This window comes from Streptomyces sp. SLBN-8D4 (genome assembly GCF_049739545.1).
Classification (GTDB): Bacteria; Actinomycetota; Actinomycetes; order Streptomycetales; family Streptomycetaceae; genus Streptomyces; species Streptomyces canus_C.
In genome coordinates this window covers 83,380-97,182 of record NZ_JBMGQC010000001.1, presented here as the reverse complement: position 1 = coordinate 97,182, position 13,803 = coordinate 83,380, and the positions used below count along the sequence as shown (strand labels likewise).

The 13,803-nt window shown below is 68.7% G+C and carries 14 protein-coding genes and 1 pseudogene; 7 read left to right on the top strand and 8 right to left on the bottom strand.

Translation table 11 applies throughout. The features are described 5' to 3' along the window. Positions 1 to 127: 127 nt before the first annotated feature. Together RKD20_RS00470 and RKD20_RS00465 are read right to left on the bottom strand one after the other, a co-directional pair. Positions 128 to 1,732 carry a serine hydrolase domain-containing protein gene (locus RKD20_RS00470; RefSeq protein ID WP_424875826.1) on the bottom strand — a complete coding sequence of 535 codons (1,605 nt, stop codon included), beginning with the start codon at positions 1,730 to 1,732 and terminating at the stop codon, positions 128 to 130. Then, positions 1,729 to 3,588 carry an alpha/beta fold hydrolase gene (locus RKD20_RS00465; protein ID WP_424875825.1) on the bottom strand — a complete coding sequence of 620 codons (1,860 nt, stop codon included), beginning with the start codon at positions 3,586 to 3,588 and terminating at the stop codon, positions 1,729 to 1,731. The genes RKD20_RS00470 and RKD20_RS00465 overlap by 4 nt, the downstream gene beginning before the upstream one ends. A 648-nt stretch (positions 3,589 to 4,236) precedes the next feature. Between RKD20_RS00465 and RKD20_RS00460 the strand changes: the two are divergent. Then, a pseudogene (locus RKD20_RS00460) lies at positions 4,237 to 4,449 on the top strand (ANTAR domain-containing protein); the annotation flags it as partial. Here the strand turns inward: RKD20_RS00460 and RKD20_RS00455 are convergent. After that, entirely contained in the window at positions 4,400 to 4,939 is a 540-nt protein-coding gene (locus tag RKD20_RS00455) for a DUF6233 domain-containing protein (protein WP_424883107.1), read from the bottom strand. The pseudogene RKD20_RS00460 and the gene RKD20_RS00455 sit on opposite strands and share 50 nt — an antisense overlap. Here RKD20_RS00455 and RKD20_RS00450 point away from each other — a divergent pair. After that, a complete protein-coding gene (locus RKD20_RS00450; protein ID WP_424883497.1) occupies positions 4,898 to 5,137 on the top strand; it encodes a hypothetical protein in 240 nt (79 codons plus the stop codon). The genes RKD20_RS00455 and RKD20_RS00450 overlap by 42 nt on opposite strands. A 53-nt stretch (positions 5,138 to 5,190) precedes the next feature. Here RKD20_RS00450 and RKD20_RS00445 read toward each other — a convergent pair whose 3' ends face one another. Further along, the gene (locus RKD20_RS00445) at positions 5,191 to 5,610 is read right to left on the bottom strand and encodes a DUF2199 domain-containing protein (protein ID WP_424875824.1); all 420 of its coding nucleotides are present in this window, start codon (positions 5,608 to 5,610) and stop codon (positions 5,191 to 5,193) included. A 25-nt stretch (positions 5,611 to 5,635) separates the two neighbouring features. Next, positions 5,636 to 6,094, bottom strand: coding sequence for a MarR family winged helix-turn-helix transcriptional regulator (locus RKD20_RS00440; protein ID WP_362117292.1), 459 nt, complete (start codon positions 6,092 to 6,094; stop codon positions 5,636 to 5,638). Between the two features lie 186 nt (positions 6,095 to 6,280). Between RKD20_RS00440 and RKD20_RS00435 the strand changes: the two genes are divergently transcribed. Further along, positions 6,281 to 7,246 carry an alpha/beta hydrolase gene (locus tag RKD20_RS00435; protein WP_424875823.1) on the top strand — a complete coding sequence of 322 codons (966 nt, stop codon included), beginning with the start codon at positions 6,281 to 6,283 and terminating at the stop codon, positions 7,244 to 7,246. Positions 7,247 to 7,363: 117 nt separating this feature from the next. Beyond that, on the top strand, positions 7,364 to 8,440 hold the full coding sequence (locus RKD20_RS00430; RefSeq protein WP_424875822.1) for an alpha/beta hydrolase: 1,077 nt from the start codon (positions 7,364 to 7,366) through the stop codon (positions 8,438 to 8,440). 544 nt (positions 8,441 to 8,984) lie between these two features. Here RKD20_RS00430 and cynR read toward each other — a convergent pair. Further along, a complete protein-coding gene (gene cynR / locus RKD20_RS00425; protein WP_424875821.1) occupies positions 8,985 to 9,893 on the bottom strand; it encodes a transcriptional regulator CynR in 909 nt (302 codons plus the stop codon). Positions 9,894 to 10,017: 124 nt separating this feature from the next. On the opposite strand from cynR, the gene RKD20_RS00420 reads away from it, so the two are divergent. Then, on the top strand, positions 10,018 to 10,626 hold the full coding sequence (locus tag RKD20_RS00420; protein ID WP_424875820.1) for a carbonic anhydrase: 609 nt from the start codon (positions 10,018 to 10,020) through the stop codon (positions 10,624 to 10,626). 111 nt (positions 10,627 to 10,737) lie between these two features. Continuing rightward, positions 10,738 to 11,208, top strand: coding sequence for a cyanase (gene cynS, locus RKD20_RS00415; protein ID WP_362131920.1), 471 nt, complete (start codon positions 10,738 to 10,740; stop codon positions 11,206 to 11,208). A 188-nt stretch (positions 11,209 to 11,396) separates the two neighbouring features. On the opposite strand, the gene RKD20_RS00410 is transcribed toward cynS, so the two are convergent. Next, a complete protein-coding gene (locus RKD20_RS00410) occupies positions 11,397 to 13,073 on the bottom strand; it encodes an acetolactate synthase large subunit (protein ID WP_424875819.1) in 1,677 nt (558 codons plus the stop codon). A 310-nt stretch (positions 13,074 to 13,383) separates the two neighbouring features. Then, positions 13,384 to 13,515 carry a hypothetical protein gene (locus tag RKD20_RS00405; RefSeq protein WP_424875818.1) on the bottom strand — a complete coding sequence of 44 codons (132 nt, stop codon included), beginning with the start codon at positions 13,513 to 13,515 and terminating at the stop codon, positions 13,384 to 13,386. 46 nt (positions 13,516 to 13,561) lie between these two features. Between RKD20_RS00405 and RKD20_RS00400 the strand changes: the two genes are divergently transcribed. Continuing rightward, positions 13,562 to 13,771, top strand: coding sequence for a transposase (locus tag RKD20_RS00400; RefSeq protein ID WP_424875817.1), 210 nt, complete (start codon positions 13,562 to 13,564; stop codon positions 13,769 to 13,771). The last annotated feature ends 32 nt before the right edge of the window (positions 13,772 to 13,803 follow it).

The following is a 13,803-nucleotide window of genomic DNA, read 5'->3' as shown; positions in this document are numbered from 1 at the left end:
CCGCTCGCCTTAAGGGCGGCCCCCGTTCGGAAAGCCTCCAGGCCGAAAGCGCGGGACCCCTGCCTCGGCCGGGATCCCGCATCACTTCTCCGGGCGCTCCGGCAGAACACGCTCCACGGGCACCCGATCAGTCAGTCTGGTGGCGATGCAGCCGCCCGTGGTTGCGCCACCAGAGGACCTTCCCGTCGGGTCCACGCACGAAGTTGGAGCGGGTGCCGATCGGTCGGCCGTCAGGATCGAGGTCCAGTGCGAAGTCGGTGCGGTAGAAGGCGGCCCCGACCTCGCTGCTCTGGCCCTGGCCGGTGTTCTCTTCCTCGGCGGCGGCCTCGCTGCTCGGGTCCTGGACCGTCTGGGTGCCGCGCAGCCGCCCGTTGTGCCGGGTCAGCGTGATGACGGTGTCCTCCATGGCGCCCTTCTCGTTGATCCGCTGGGCGATGTAGGAGCCCTCGTACGGTGCCAGTTGCGCGCCGCTGAAGAACCGGGCCGTAGCCGGGAGGTTGGTCACGCCGGCGAACAGGTTCAGGGCCCAGTCGTCGGTGAACAGCTCGTCCCGGAGCGCCGTCCCTCCTTGCGAGTTGGTCAGGAGGGTCAGTGCGAAGCCGCGGCTCGGAACCATCACAAAGCCCGAGATCTGACCCGGCCAGGTCCCGCCGTGCTGCACGATCCGCGGCCCTTGGGCGGTCGGGCGCACCATCCAGGTGATTCCCATGCCGTCCAGTTCCACGACGAGGGTGCCGCCGGGACCGGGCCTGGAGCGCATCTGTTCCAGCGACTGCTCGCTCAGCAGTCGCGTGCCGTCAGGGGCCGTACCGTCTCCCAGGTGGAAACGGGCCCAGTCCAACTGGTCGCGCACGCTGGAGATCAGGCCTCCGGTCGGCGCGAGGCTTCGTGGCTGGGTCCAGAAGGACGGATCCAGCACTGCCTTGCCGTCGACGACGTCATGCGAGGCCGCGACGTTGAAGCCGACGATCTCATCGCTGGAGAAGCGGCTGTGGCCGAGTCCGAGCGGATCGATGACCAGTGTGCGAACCGCAGCCTCGTACGTCGTGCCCGTCACCACCTCGATGATCCGCCCGGCCACGCACAGTGCCGCGTTGTTGTAGGCGAACACCTCGCCGGGAGGGGTGAGTTGGGGAAGACGTGCCATCGATGCCACGAAGCGGGCCAGGGCGTCGTCGCCGGGACCGAAGTCCTGGTAGTCGTCACCGAGCCACCCGGCGCTGTGGTTCAGCAGCTGCCGTACGGTGACCTGGGCCGAGGCGTACGGGTCGGCCACCGCGAAATCGGCAAGGTAGCGGCGCACCGGGGCGTCCAGGTCGACGTCGCCCCGCTCGACCAGCCGCATGATGGTCGTTCCGGTGAAGGTCTTGGTGGTCGAACCGACACGGAAGACGGTGTCGCCGTCGACGGGAACCGGATGGTCGACGTTGGTGACCCCGTACCCCTTGACGTACTCCTGGCCCTCCCAGAGCACACCCACCGCGGCTCCGGGAATCGCATACGTGCGCATGCCGGCCTGGATTTTGGCGTCGAGGGCCTGGAACGGTGAGGTGTCGGTGGTGCCGGTGCCGCCGCCCTGGACGGCGGATTGCGGTGCCGCGGCCGCGGCGGCCGCCTGCCGCGGCGAGATCGTCGCGGAGCCCACCGCTGCCGCAGCGCCGAGAAAGCCGCGGCGAGACCATCGCGTGGCACCGCCGTGTTCGGGCTCGGCCGACAGCACATCCTCGTTCACGAACCTGCTCCCTCACTGCCGATGACGAACGTCGGCGGCTTCACGGAACTCACGCACCGCGTGTCGGGGTGGTCGGGGTTGTCGAAGAAGGACGTGATCACCTTTGCCCCACACGGATTGTCGAAGGTCCCGTGGGCGACTCCGGCCAGTGTCACCACCGTGGAGCGGGGAAGCGCGCGGGCCACGTAGCGCCCCCACTGGGCCCCGGTCTGGGCGTCGAAGCTCCCGGACATGGCAAGCGTGGGGATGGTGCTTCGAGTGACCGCACGAATGGGGTCGGGCGCCTTCGGGACGCTCCACTCCTGGCATGCCTGCCGCAGGAACGGCAGCTGGGGCGCCTGGGCCAGGACCGAACGGGGAAGCTCGGGAAAGGCTCGCCGGCCCTTGGCGAGCTGCTCGTCGGGGGTCTCGAACGGCACCCATTCGCTGCACCACACGCTCAGCGAGAACCCGTGTGCGAACCTCCCCTGTGAGCCGGGAATCCAGGCCGACGCCCACTGCTCTGCGATGCGCTCCGGATGGCCGTGTGCGAGTTCGTCCACGGCCAGCGGGAAGTCGTCGGGGGCGTGGCTGGCACGCACCAGCCAGTTGAGGAGCGCGCCGCCGTCCAGGACCACCTTCACCTTGCCGACCTGCGGCACTGTCGCGTAAGTGGTGACCGGACGAGCCTCGAGCTGACGCACCATGCGCAGGAAGGTGCCACCGATGTCCGGGTAGTGCTGCCGGCACGAGGGCTGGGCCGCACAGGCGCTGACGATGTTGTCGAACGCCTCCTTCATGCTGCTCCACGTCCACCCGGGTGTCGCCTCCGACGGAGGCACGACGCCGTCGACGGTCACCGAGCGGATCCCCTCAGGGAACATGCGCATGTAGGTCAGCGCCAGCTGGGTCCCGTAGGAATGCGACAGCACGTTCCACTCCCGGATGCCAAGCACCTTGCGCAGATCCGCCAGATCGGCGGCGTTCTCAGTGGTGTTGTAGGCGGCCGGGTCGATTCCCTGGGCTGTCAGGCGCTCGTGGCATCGTGCCGCCGCCTGGGCGTACCGGTCTCCGGTGGAGGGATCGTCGTAGCGCAGGTGCACGCGGTCCGCGTAGAACTGGTCGATCTCCGGACACGTCAACGGCCGCTGGGAGGAGTACGTTCCGCGCTGGGACAGGACGACCATGTCGCGGTCACGGTTCAGGCCGGCCGCGGTGAGCTCGGATATGTTCCCGAGGGCGTCCGCACCGGGGCCGCCGGTGAGGAACACGATCGGATCCTGGCGCGGTGTCGGCGATTGCGAGGACACGAGTGCAACCGCCAGGCGAAGGGTCCGCGTGGAGGGGTGGGCCCGGTTTTCCGGTACGACGAGGAAACCGCAGCGGGTGTCCTTCAGCGGCCCGTACGTAGTGGGGCACGGAGCGGGCTCGAACCGGGACGACGGCTGCGTGAGCGCGTGATCGGACTGAGGCAGCGCAAGCTCGGTTCCCGGGAAGATCCAGTGGCCTCGGTCGCTGGAAGCGTACCCGTGCCGACGAGCCGCATCCTCGATGGTGTGCTCGTTGAGGGCAAAGACGCGGTCCCACCGCATTCCGCTGCCGAGAGCGCGCTGAGCGATGTCCCACAGCGTGTCTCCGGTGGCGACGGTGTGCGTGCCGGTCTGCGCGCGTGCAGGCATGTAGGTGCCGGGCAGTCGTGCCGAAGACGGACCGAGCCGAAAGCGGTTCAGAAGCGGGGCGCCGTCCTGGCCCGCCGAAGGCGTGTGACCGGGTGCGGCCACGCCGGGCATGCTGTGGGCCGGAGCCGCGCACAGCATCGTCAACCCGGCCAGAAACATGGCGGCGGCGGCAGCTGTGCCGCGGTTGCGTATGGGCATGTCGTCCTTCCGAGGAGATACCTGAGGCAACCTGGAAGCACCGGTCGTACGCATCAGCAAACGGTGTGGTCGCCAGACCTCATGCTGTGAGGCCCGCTCGCACCGCGCACTCCAGCGAGCCCGAAAGGAGCACACAACTGACGGCGAAAGGACGCAGCTGCCCGCAGGTGGCCTGAGCGTCTCCGCTTTCCCGTACGAGATCTCGTGGAGACGAACACGGCCGCAACCTGCCGGCGACCCGCCTCGGTCACGTCTTCGCCGCCACCGCGATCAACATCATCCGCATCGACCGAGGGCTGACCGGCACCCCACTCGGCGGCACCCGCACCTCCCACCTCGAAGCCCTCATACTCGCGGCCTGACAGCCCGATTCGCGGAATTCTCAGCAGAGTCCTTCAGGTGGGGAGGAATCGAAGCTCCTGGGGTGCGCGGCAGGAGGAGTCGGTTCGCCGCCAGGGCGGACCACCGTCCACCGTCCACCGCCCACTGGCCGACACTGTCACTCAGTTCCCCGGCCTCGCCGGTGCCCTCGTCACGGCGTGCTGCGTACAAGGCTGGGCAGGAGGCTCGTGGCGGGGGCGCGATCAAGGCACACGGAGGGAACGGGGTGGACTGGGCTGAGTACGGGGAGCGGATGGCGTCGATGGCGCGGCCGTCGCCTTCTCCAGCGCCCGCACCTACGCGCAGATGGAACAGGCTGTCGCCACCCGCCACATCATCGGTGAGGCCATGGGCATCCTCATGGGCAGCCGCCACCTCACCGAGGAACAGGCCTTCGGCGTCCCGCGCCGCTACTCGCAGGAGAAGAACATCAAACTCCGTGAGGTCGCCCGCCTGATCTGCGAACACGGCACCCTCTGACCCGCGGCGAAAGAGACTTTATCCAGGCTCCCTCTGCTCCTGCGGGCGCGTGCTGACGAAGCGCACGCTCGGTCCCCACCCTGACTTGACCGTCTCCATGCACCACTGACACAGCGGGCTGCCGCCGCTGCCGTACCGGTGGGCCTTTCGCTGGCAGCCGGTGCAGGGGCCGACCTTGTCGCCGGGGCAGATCAGCGCTGACGGGTCCGGTTCGGTGATCGGCGGGGCAGGGGGCATGCCGGGGTCCTGTTCCCGCGGCGCGTACGAGCCGCCCACGTGTCAGAGTAACGAGGCCTTTGGTACGGCTGTTCGAGTCGCGCCCGGCTAAGTCGATGATGTGGAGCTCGGTGTCGGGCTGGCAGTGGGTGCAGGCGCCCAGTCCGTCGGCCAGAAGGCGGCGGGCCTCATCACGGCTGACGGGGCGGCGGCGTGAGCCGATCATGTGGCAGTGGCCGGCGTGGACCTGGACGGGTGGCTTGCCGGCGCCGATGCCGACTTCGACGACCCACTCCGGCGGCCGTGGCCGCGTGCGGCGCCCGTGTTCTTCTTCTGCCTTGCGGCGTTCCAGGCGGGCGATCTTCGCGTCAATGCGGCGCAGCCACAGGGCGTGCCACACCCGCAGGGTGCGCAGTCGGTCCAGGTCGGGTGGCAGATCATCGAACACATATTTGATTCTATGTGTGACTGAGCGCGATAGTTGGCCCGTCTGGCCAAGTAGTTGCTCAGATCCGCGCCCGCGAGTCAGCCGCCGTGGAGCACAGCCGCCGCAATCTCCCGCACGCGGTCCAGGGTGATCCCGGTGCGCTGTTCGACGGCGAGGGGATGGTCGGTGGGCTCGAGCTCGACGAAGGGGCGCTCACCGACCGGACGGGTGTGCACGTGCGTCTTCAGATTGAGGGTGGCCGGGTAGACCGGTAGGTCGGTGGTGAGCCAGCCGAAGTACGGCTTCTCAGCCTCGCGGCCGGGGGTGTCCAACAGGTCCGCAGTCTTGGAGAAGCTTTCGCGGCTAAGCGAGACCCAGACGCCCCAGGAGAACACCTCGTCACTGCCGATGACCGGTATCTCGATCATGTCCTTGACGAAGTAGTGCTGTTCGCGGACCACGCACTGGTCCGCGCACAGCAGGCAGTCACAAGCGTCGGCGAAGGCCGGATTCCACACGGCCGGAGCCTCGGCCGTGTTGTTCTCAGTCGTGGGTGACGTTCTCGGTGAGTAGGCGGAGCAAGTGCTTCGCGGTGGCGTCCTGCTCGGGGGTCAGACCCATGGCCTCGCCGATGGCCAGCGGGACGGCGCGGGCTTTCTCCTGAAGGTCCGCGCCGGCCGGGGTGAGGCGTACGGCGACGGAGCGTTCGTCCTCGGCGCGTCGTTCGCGGCGAATCAGGCCGCCGGCCTCAAGGCGCTTGAGGAGCGGCGAAAGGGTGCTGGATTCCAGCTGGAGCGCCGTGCCCAGCTCCCGTACGGAGACCGAGCCCTGCTCCCACAACACCAGCATGACGAGGTACTGCGGGTAGGTCAGCCCCAGCTCGTCCAGCAGTGGACGGTAGCGGGTCGTGACCGCCCGCGAGGCCGCGTACAGGGCGAAGCAGAGCTGGTCCTGAAGCAGCAGCGAACCCACCGCGGCGTCGTCGCGCGTGTTCTGGCCCATGAGCGCCGTCCTTACCTCTGATGATCGGCCAGGTACATCCTACCCATTCCAAGCGTCCTCGACTATGTCTTGCTCGATTCAGTTGTGCACGACTGAATCGAGCGCTACGGTGTTCTCGTGACCGCCGAACGGCCGGGCACATCCCTCGCCGAGGCTGCCGCCCCGGCATCAGCCCAAGGAGTCCCCATGTCCGAGAACATCACCGCTCCCGTACTGGAGCCGGCTGCCGCCGCGTTCGCTGAGGCGACCGCCAACCCGCCGTATCTGTTCGACCTCGGTCCGGTCGAGGGCCGCAAGGTGGTCGATGAGGTCCAGTCCGGAGAGATCGCCAAGCCCGAGATCGCCGAGGAGTGGGTGACCGTGCAGGGCGGGCCCACCGGCACTGTCCGGGCGCGCATCGTCCGTCCCGTCGGTGCCGCCGGTCCGCTGCCTGTTGTCCTCTACATCCATGGCGCGGGCTGGGTGTTCGGCAACGCCCACACTCACGACCGTCTGGTGCGCGAACTCGCCGTCGGCGCGAACGCCGCGGTCGTCTTCCCTGAGTACGACCTCTCGCCCGAGGCCCGTTACCCCGTCGCGATCGAGCAGAACTACGCGGTCGCCCGCTGGGTCGTGGAACAGGGCGCGGGCAAGGGCCTGGACGCCAGCCGGATCGCGGTGGCCGGGGACTCGGTGGGCGGCAACATGGCCGCCGCGCTGACCCTGATGGCCAAGCAGCGCGGGGACGTGCCCCTGGTGCAGCAGGTGCTGTTCTACCCGGTCACCGACGCGAGCTTCGACACCGCCTCCTACCACCAGTTCGCGACCGGCTACTTCCTGCGCCGGGACGCCATGCAGTGGTTCTGGGACCAGTACACGACCGACGAGGCCGAACGCGCCCAGATCACCGCCTCCCCGCTGCGCGCCACCACCGACCAGCTCACCGGCCTGCCCCCGGCCCTGGTGATCACCGGTGAGGCCGATGTCCTGCGCGACGAGGGCGAGGCCTACGCCAACAAGCTCCGCACCGCTGGCGTCCCCGTCACCGCCGTCCGCTACCAGGGCGTCATCCACGACTTCGTCATGCTCAACGCCCTGCGCGAGACCCACGCCGCCGAAGCCGCCATCAACCAGGCCGTCGCCACCCTGCGCACCGCACTCGGCACTGCCTGAGCACGCTCAGCCACATCCGGCGCCCGTAACACCCCCGCACTACACCCGGCCGGACCGCGAGGTCCCGCCTCCGTCCCCGCGTGGCGTGCGCCCTGCGCCACGCACCAGGAGTTCCCCATGCGCACCGCACCTGTTCGAATCAACCGCAAGATCGCCGTCGCCGCAGCAGCCGCCCTCATCGCCGGGGTGACCATCACCGCCCACGCGTCGGCCTCACCCACGGCACCGTCCGCCACCACAACCGTCCCGGTGCTGGAAAAGGACGCCCAGGCGTTCGCCGACGCGGCCGCGAAGAACCCGCCCATCTACACCCTGTCCTACGGCGACGCCCGCAAGGCACTCGACAGCGCACAGGCCGGCCCCGTGGACAAGCTCCCGGCGGACATCAGCCACCGCACCCTCAAGGTGGGACCCACCGACGAGGTGACCATCCGGATCGTCCGCCCTGCCGGAGTGAGCGGCAAGCTCCCGGCCGTCATGTACTTCCACGGCGGCGGCTGGGTCCTCGGCAACGAGAACACCCACGACCGGCTGGTGCGGCAGATCGCCAACGGCGCCCGCGCTGCGGTCATTTTCGTCGACTACACGCCCTCGCCCGAGGCGCGCTACCCCATCGCCATCGAGCAGGCGTACGCGGCCACCAAGTGGGTCGCCGAGCACGGTGACGAGATCAACGTCGACGGCTCCCGGATCGCCGTCGCCGGCGACAGCGTCGGCGGCAACATGACCGCCGCCGTCACCCTCATGGCCAAGCAGCGCCGCGGCCCTGCCCTGCGCGAGCAGGTGCTCTTCTACCCGGTCACCGATGCCAACTTCAGCACGGCCTCCTACCGGGAGTTCGCCGACGGACCCTGGCTGACCCGCAAGGCCATGAAGTGGTTCTGGGACGCCTACGCCCCCAACGCCAAGGACCGCAAGCAGATCCTCGCCTCGCCACTGCGCGCGAGCCTCAACCAGCTCGAAGGCCTGCCCAAGGCCCTGGTCATCACCGACGAGGCCGACGTCCTGCGCGACGAGGGCGAGGCGTACGCCGCCAAGCTCCGCGCCGCCGGCAACGACATCACCACCCTCCGCTACCAGGGCACCATCCACGACTTCGCCATGCTCAACGCCCTCGCCCACACCAACGCCGCCAAGACAGCCGTCGACCAGGCCAACCACTTCCTCTACACCGGCCTTCACAGCGGCTCCTGACCCCCGCCCAGAGCGGACCGGCTCCGGCAGCGCCGCCGTGCCCGGGCCCGCGGCGGGGAGCGTGAGGACCAGCCCGGCCCCCGCCGGCGCACGGGAGGGCGCCGCCGCGGACGCGGCCTTCGCCCAGCCGCAGCCGGACTGCAGAGCCAGTGGAACGTGGTCCGCAGCCCGCCCGTGGGCCCAAAGACCCAGAGAAGCATGAGAGATGCCGCCGTGCCCTTGCCGGACCCGCTACTTAGCGGGTCCGGCAAGGGCACGGCGGCATTCGCCTGTCAGATGTCCTGGTGGCCACACGTATCCACGGCCCGCCCTCAAGCCGCAACAAATCGCTCCGGAGCCGGTTCTCCCGAACTCCAGGCCTGTGCCCTGCCGGCTGCTGCCCGCGACGGTGACAGCGGCGTCCGTGACCGTCCGCGAGATCTGAGCGGGCCGTGCGGGCCGTACCAGTCGATCAGAGGGCGTGCCGTACGAAGGGAGAGTTCCACAGGTCGACCTGTCCGCTCGACTGACGGCGTCCCTGCGCCATGGGCCACCGCCCGCTGCCTCACGGGGAGGAGGAGTATCCGCTGGAGGCGACCCATTGTCGGGTGAGGTGGGTGAAAGCCCGGGCGGCAGCGCTTTGGTAGGCGCCCGAGCGGCTGAGCAGAGTGACAATGCGCTCGGGCAGGGGCGGGTCGAGGGGGACGGCACGCAGATGCGGGTGATCCCGGGCGATGGCCTCGGGCAGCACAGATGCCAGAGGGGTGCGCTGGATCAATTCGGCGACGGCATTGACCGAGTTGGCTTCCATCACGATGCGCGGTGTGGTGCGGTACTGATCGAAGTAGGTGTCGATGTGCCTGCGGGTGGCAAAGTCGCTGCTGAGCAGGGCCAGGGGGCGGCCTTCCAGTTCTCGCACAGGTAGCGGGTCTGTCCGGTCGGCGTAGGGGTGGTGGGTGCCGGCGACGAGGCTGAGGGCTTCGGTGAACAAGTCGTCCGTGGTGATGCCGGGCAGGTGGGCACCGCGAAAGGCGATCCCGAGGTCGAGGTCGTCGGCAAGGAGGGCGGACTCGATGCGGTCCTGCGTCATCTCCCTGATGCTCAGGGTGATGTCGGGATGACGCACGTGGAACTGTCCGGTGAGGGGGCCGATGAGGTAGGCGGTGAAGGTGGGGGTGACCGCCAGGCGCAGGCTGCCGCGGGAGAGGTCAGCCACGTCGTGGACGGCGCGTTCAGCAGCGGCGAGTTCCTGCAGGGCGCGACGGGCGTAGTGGACGTAGGTCTCGCCGGCGTCGGTGAGGCGCACGGCACGACCCGTACGGTCCAGCAACTGCGTGCCCATCAGGCGTTCCATCTGTCTGATCTGCTGGGACAGGGTCGGCTGGGAGATGTGCAGGACTTCGGCGGCGCGGGTGAAGCTGCCTTGTTCGGCGACGGCGAGCAGATAGCGCAGATGACGTAGTTCGAAGCCCATGACCTTACTATAGATGAGACCAATAGATCTTATATTCAGGGCGTCTTGGACTCTATAAGCACAGTTCATGCATGGTGGATTTCGTCAACCCGAACCAGTCGGGCACTGGCCGAAAGGAGTGATCATGCAGGACCTCGCCGAGGGAGTCGCACATTTCCAGCGGGGCGTTTTCCCTGCCCAGGCGGCGCACTTTCAACACCTGGCCACCACGCACCGGCCCAGCACCCTGTTCATCAGCTGCTCCGACGCCCGCGTCGTACCGGAGCTGATCACACAGAGCGAGCCGGGCGAGCTGTTCGTCATCCGGACGGCCGGAAACCTGGTGCCCGCCTACACCCCGAACGCTGATGGGATCGCGGCGAGCATCGAGTACGCCGTTGCCGTCCTGGGCGTGTCCGACATCGTCGTCTGCGGGCATTCCGCCTGTGGCGCGATGACCGCGCTGGCGGACGAGCACGACCTCGCCGCCCTGCCGGCCGTCGCCCAGTGGCTGCGGCACGCGGAGGCCTCCCGGGTCCGTACGGCCTGTGCTGAGCCCGGCGAGGACAAGGTGAGCGTCCTGATACGGAACAACGTGATCGCTCAGCTGGCGAACCTGGCGACGCACCCCAGCGTCGTGCGGGCACTGGCGGCGAAGACCCTCACGCTGCGCGGCTGGGTCTACGACATCCCCACCGGCGCGGTCGACCAGGTCGACCCGGTCACGGGTTGCTCCGCCGCCCTCGCGGCCTGAGCTGCTCTGGCCCTTTCGTCCCAGCCGCCGTCCGGCGGCCTGATCCCCTGACCGTATGACTCCGCTGAGCTCGCTGTAGGGCGGGCCGGCATGTTGGAAAGGAACATCCTCATGGTGCACGCTCAGTTCGACCCTGCCGCCCGGCAGGCCCTGGCCGCTGTGGTTGTCGAGGCCAAGACGCGCAAGGACCTGACCTGGCAGGAGATCGCCGACGCCAGCGGCCTGTCGGTCGCCTTCACCACCGCCGCGCTTCTGGGTCAGCATCCCCTGCCGGAGGCCGCCGCCAGGGCGGTCGCCGAACTGCTGGAACTGGATGAGGACGCGGCCGTACTGCTGCAGGCCATCCCGACCCGGGGATCCATTCCCGGCGGCGTCCCGACCGACCCGACGATCTACCGCTTCTACGAGATCGTCCAGATCTACGGCACCACGCTCAAGGCCCTGGTCCACGAGCAGTTCGGCGACGGCATCATCAGCGCGATCAACTTCAAGCTCGACGTCAAGAAGGTCGCCGACCCCGAGGGCGGCGAGCGCGCGGTGATCACCCTGGACGGCAAGTACCTGCCCACCAAGCCCTTCTGACCCAGCCGTCCGCCGTGCCGACGGCCGCTGCCGATAAGGCGCCTGGCCGGCACGCCGATTCGCTTCGGGCGACCAGGGCCATGACAGGGCTCCTCCGCCGCCTCACCGCGCCCCCAGCACGACATGGGGTCGCGGTGAGGCGGCGGAGCCGTGCGCTCACTTGGGCCCCGGGATCAGCCAGAACGACGTCAGAGTGCGGCGTCCAGTTGGCCGAGGCGGGCGGTGAGCCTGAGATTTTCGCTGTAGTCGACGGGGCAGGCGATGATGGAGACTCCGGGGTCGTCCAGGGCTCTTCGCAGCGTGGGCAGCAGTTCCTCCGCGTCGGCAATCCGGTATCCCGTGGCTCCGAAGCTCTCCGCGTAGCGGACGATGTCGGGATTGCCGAAGGCGGTGGCGTCGTGTTCGCCGAGCGTCAGGTCCATCTTCCACTCGATGAGCCCGTAGCCGTTGTCCTCCCAGATCAGCACGGTAAGCGGGATGGCTTCGCGGACGGCAGTTTCGATCTCCTGGGAGTGCATGAGGAACGAACCGTCACCGACCGCGGCCAGCACCTTGACGTCCGGTTCGGCCAGGGCCACGGCGAGCGCTCCGGGCAGTGCGAAGCCCATTGCGGACAGGCCGTTGGAGATCAGGCAGGTGTTGGGCGCGTACGTGGGGTACAGCCGCGCCATCCACATCTTCAGGGCGCCGGTGTCGACGAGTACGACATCGTCGCGGCCCAGAGCGGCGCGGGTGTCGGCAACGATGCGCTGCGGTGCGAGCGGGTACCGGCCGTCGGCACGTCCGCGATCCAGCTCGGCTTGCACCATTTCGCGGCACCTGGCCGGGGCCGGCCCGCGCGAGCGGTCCAAGACGGCGGCCGACAGCGCGTCCAGGGACTGCGAGATGTCGCCGATGATGCCAAGGTCGATCGAGTAGTGCGCGTCGACCTCCGCGGGGAAGCGGTGCACGTGGATGATCTTCTTGTCGCGTTGGGGGTTGATCCGGGCGGGGTCGAACTCCTGTAGTTCATAGCCGACGGCGATGATCAGGTCGGCCGCGTCGAAACCGAAGTTGGTGTAGTCGCGGCGCATAAAGCCGATCGAGCCCATGGAGTTGATGTGGTCGTCGGCAATGACTCCCTTGCCATGGAAGGTGGTTGCCACCGGCAGTCCGAGGGCGTCGGCAAAAGCGGTGAGCGATGCGGCCGCGGCGTTGCGGGCGGCGCCGTGGCCGGCCAGCACGATGGGATGGCGAGCGTTGCGCAGGAGTGCTGCGGCGCGGGCGATCTGGCCCGGCGACGGCGCCTCGGCGCGCACCACGTAGCGAGGCAGCGGTTGCAGCTCGGCGGCGGCCGGCGCGGCGTCGACGTCCTCGGGTACCGCCAGGTACACCGCGCCGGGCCGCTCGGTTTCGGCGGTCTTGAACGCGCGGCGCAGCATTTCGGGGATCGCCCCGGCGCTGGGGACGCTGGCCGACCACTTGGTGATGGGAGCAAACATGTTGACCAGGTCAACGAACTGGTGGGTTTCCTTGTAGTTGCGGTTGTGGCCGACCTGCGCTGACAGGGCAACCAAGGGGGTGCTGTTGGTCTGGGCGTCGGCGACACCGAGCTGAAGGTTGATGGCTCCCGGGCCGAGCGTGGCCGAGACGACCCCGGCCGTACCGGTGACCCGGCCGTACATCTCGGCCATGAACGAGGCGGCCTGTTCGTGGCGGGTCAGGATGTATCGGATGTCGGAGCGTGCCAGGGCTAAGGTCAGGTGAAGGTTCTCCTCGCCGGGAAGGCCGAAGACGACGCGGACACCTTCGTTCTCCAGGCAGCGGACCAGCAGTTTCGCTGCGCTGTGCCGATCTCGGTCTGAGAATTCGCTGGGCCCGGTCATGGCACGCCTCCCTTGCCGGGATCCACATCCAAGCTACGCCTCCCTCCAGGTCCGGACCCATCGCAGTCGCGTGGGCCACCGCGTCGGCTGGCCGGGGGGGGGCACTCCGAGCCCGTCATACCGTGATCACCGGCGCCTAGAGCATGGCGCGCGAGGTGGCCGATGCAAGGCCGGCGCTGCCCTGCGTTCCGGTGGCTGTGGACCACCATGCTCGTCAAACCGACTCGGCGGCTTCGTATGTCCTCCTGTCGCACTAGCTGACGCCGGAACGGGGCTGTTCGGCATCTTTCGCCGGTTTCGTCACAGCGGTCTACGGCGCCGCCGACGCCGTGGCGCGGTCGTGGGTGGCGTGCTCGCGGACCGCCTGGGCAGGCGGGGTGTCTCTGTTGGCCTGGCCGGTGGGATCGCCGAACTCGTCGCTGAGGTGGGTATGTTGTGGCACAAGTGGCACCACGCCAGGCTTCCCGTCGCCGCCGTACGGATCTGGAATGGCAGTGCATCGAGCGCTGCCTGCCGATCGGCAGTTTTGCACCCGTACCTCGAGCGCTCACCGCGGCGGTTCGAGGGGTTGGTCTGGCGGTGAAGACGGGCGGCAGTGGCGGGAGATGCCGGGCGAGTTCGGTCCCTGGCCGACCGTCCACAACCGACTCCGGCAATGGACAGACGCCGACGTCCTCGAAGCCGGCTGGAGGGGCTGATCGCTGAAGCGAAGCGGGGTGAGGTGGGCTTG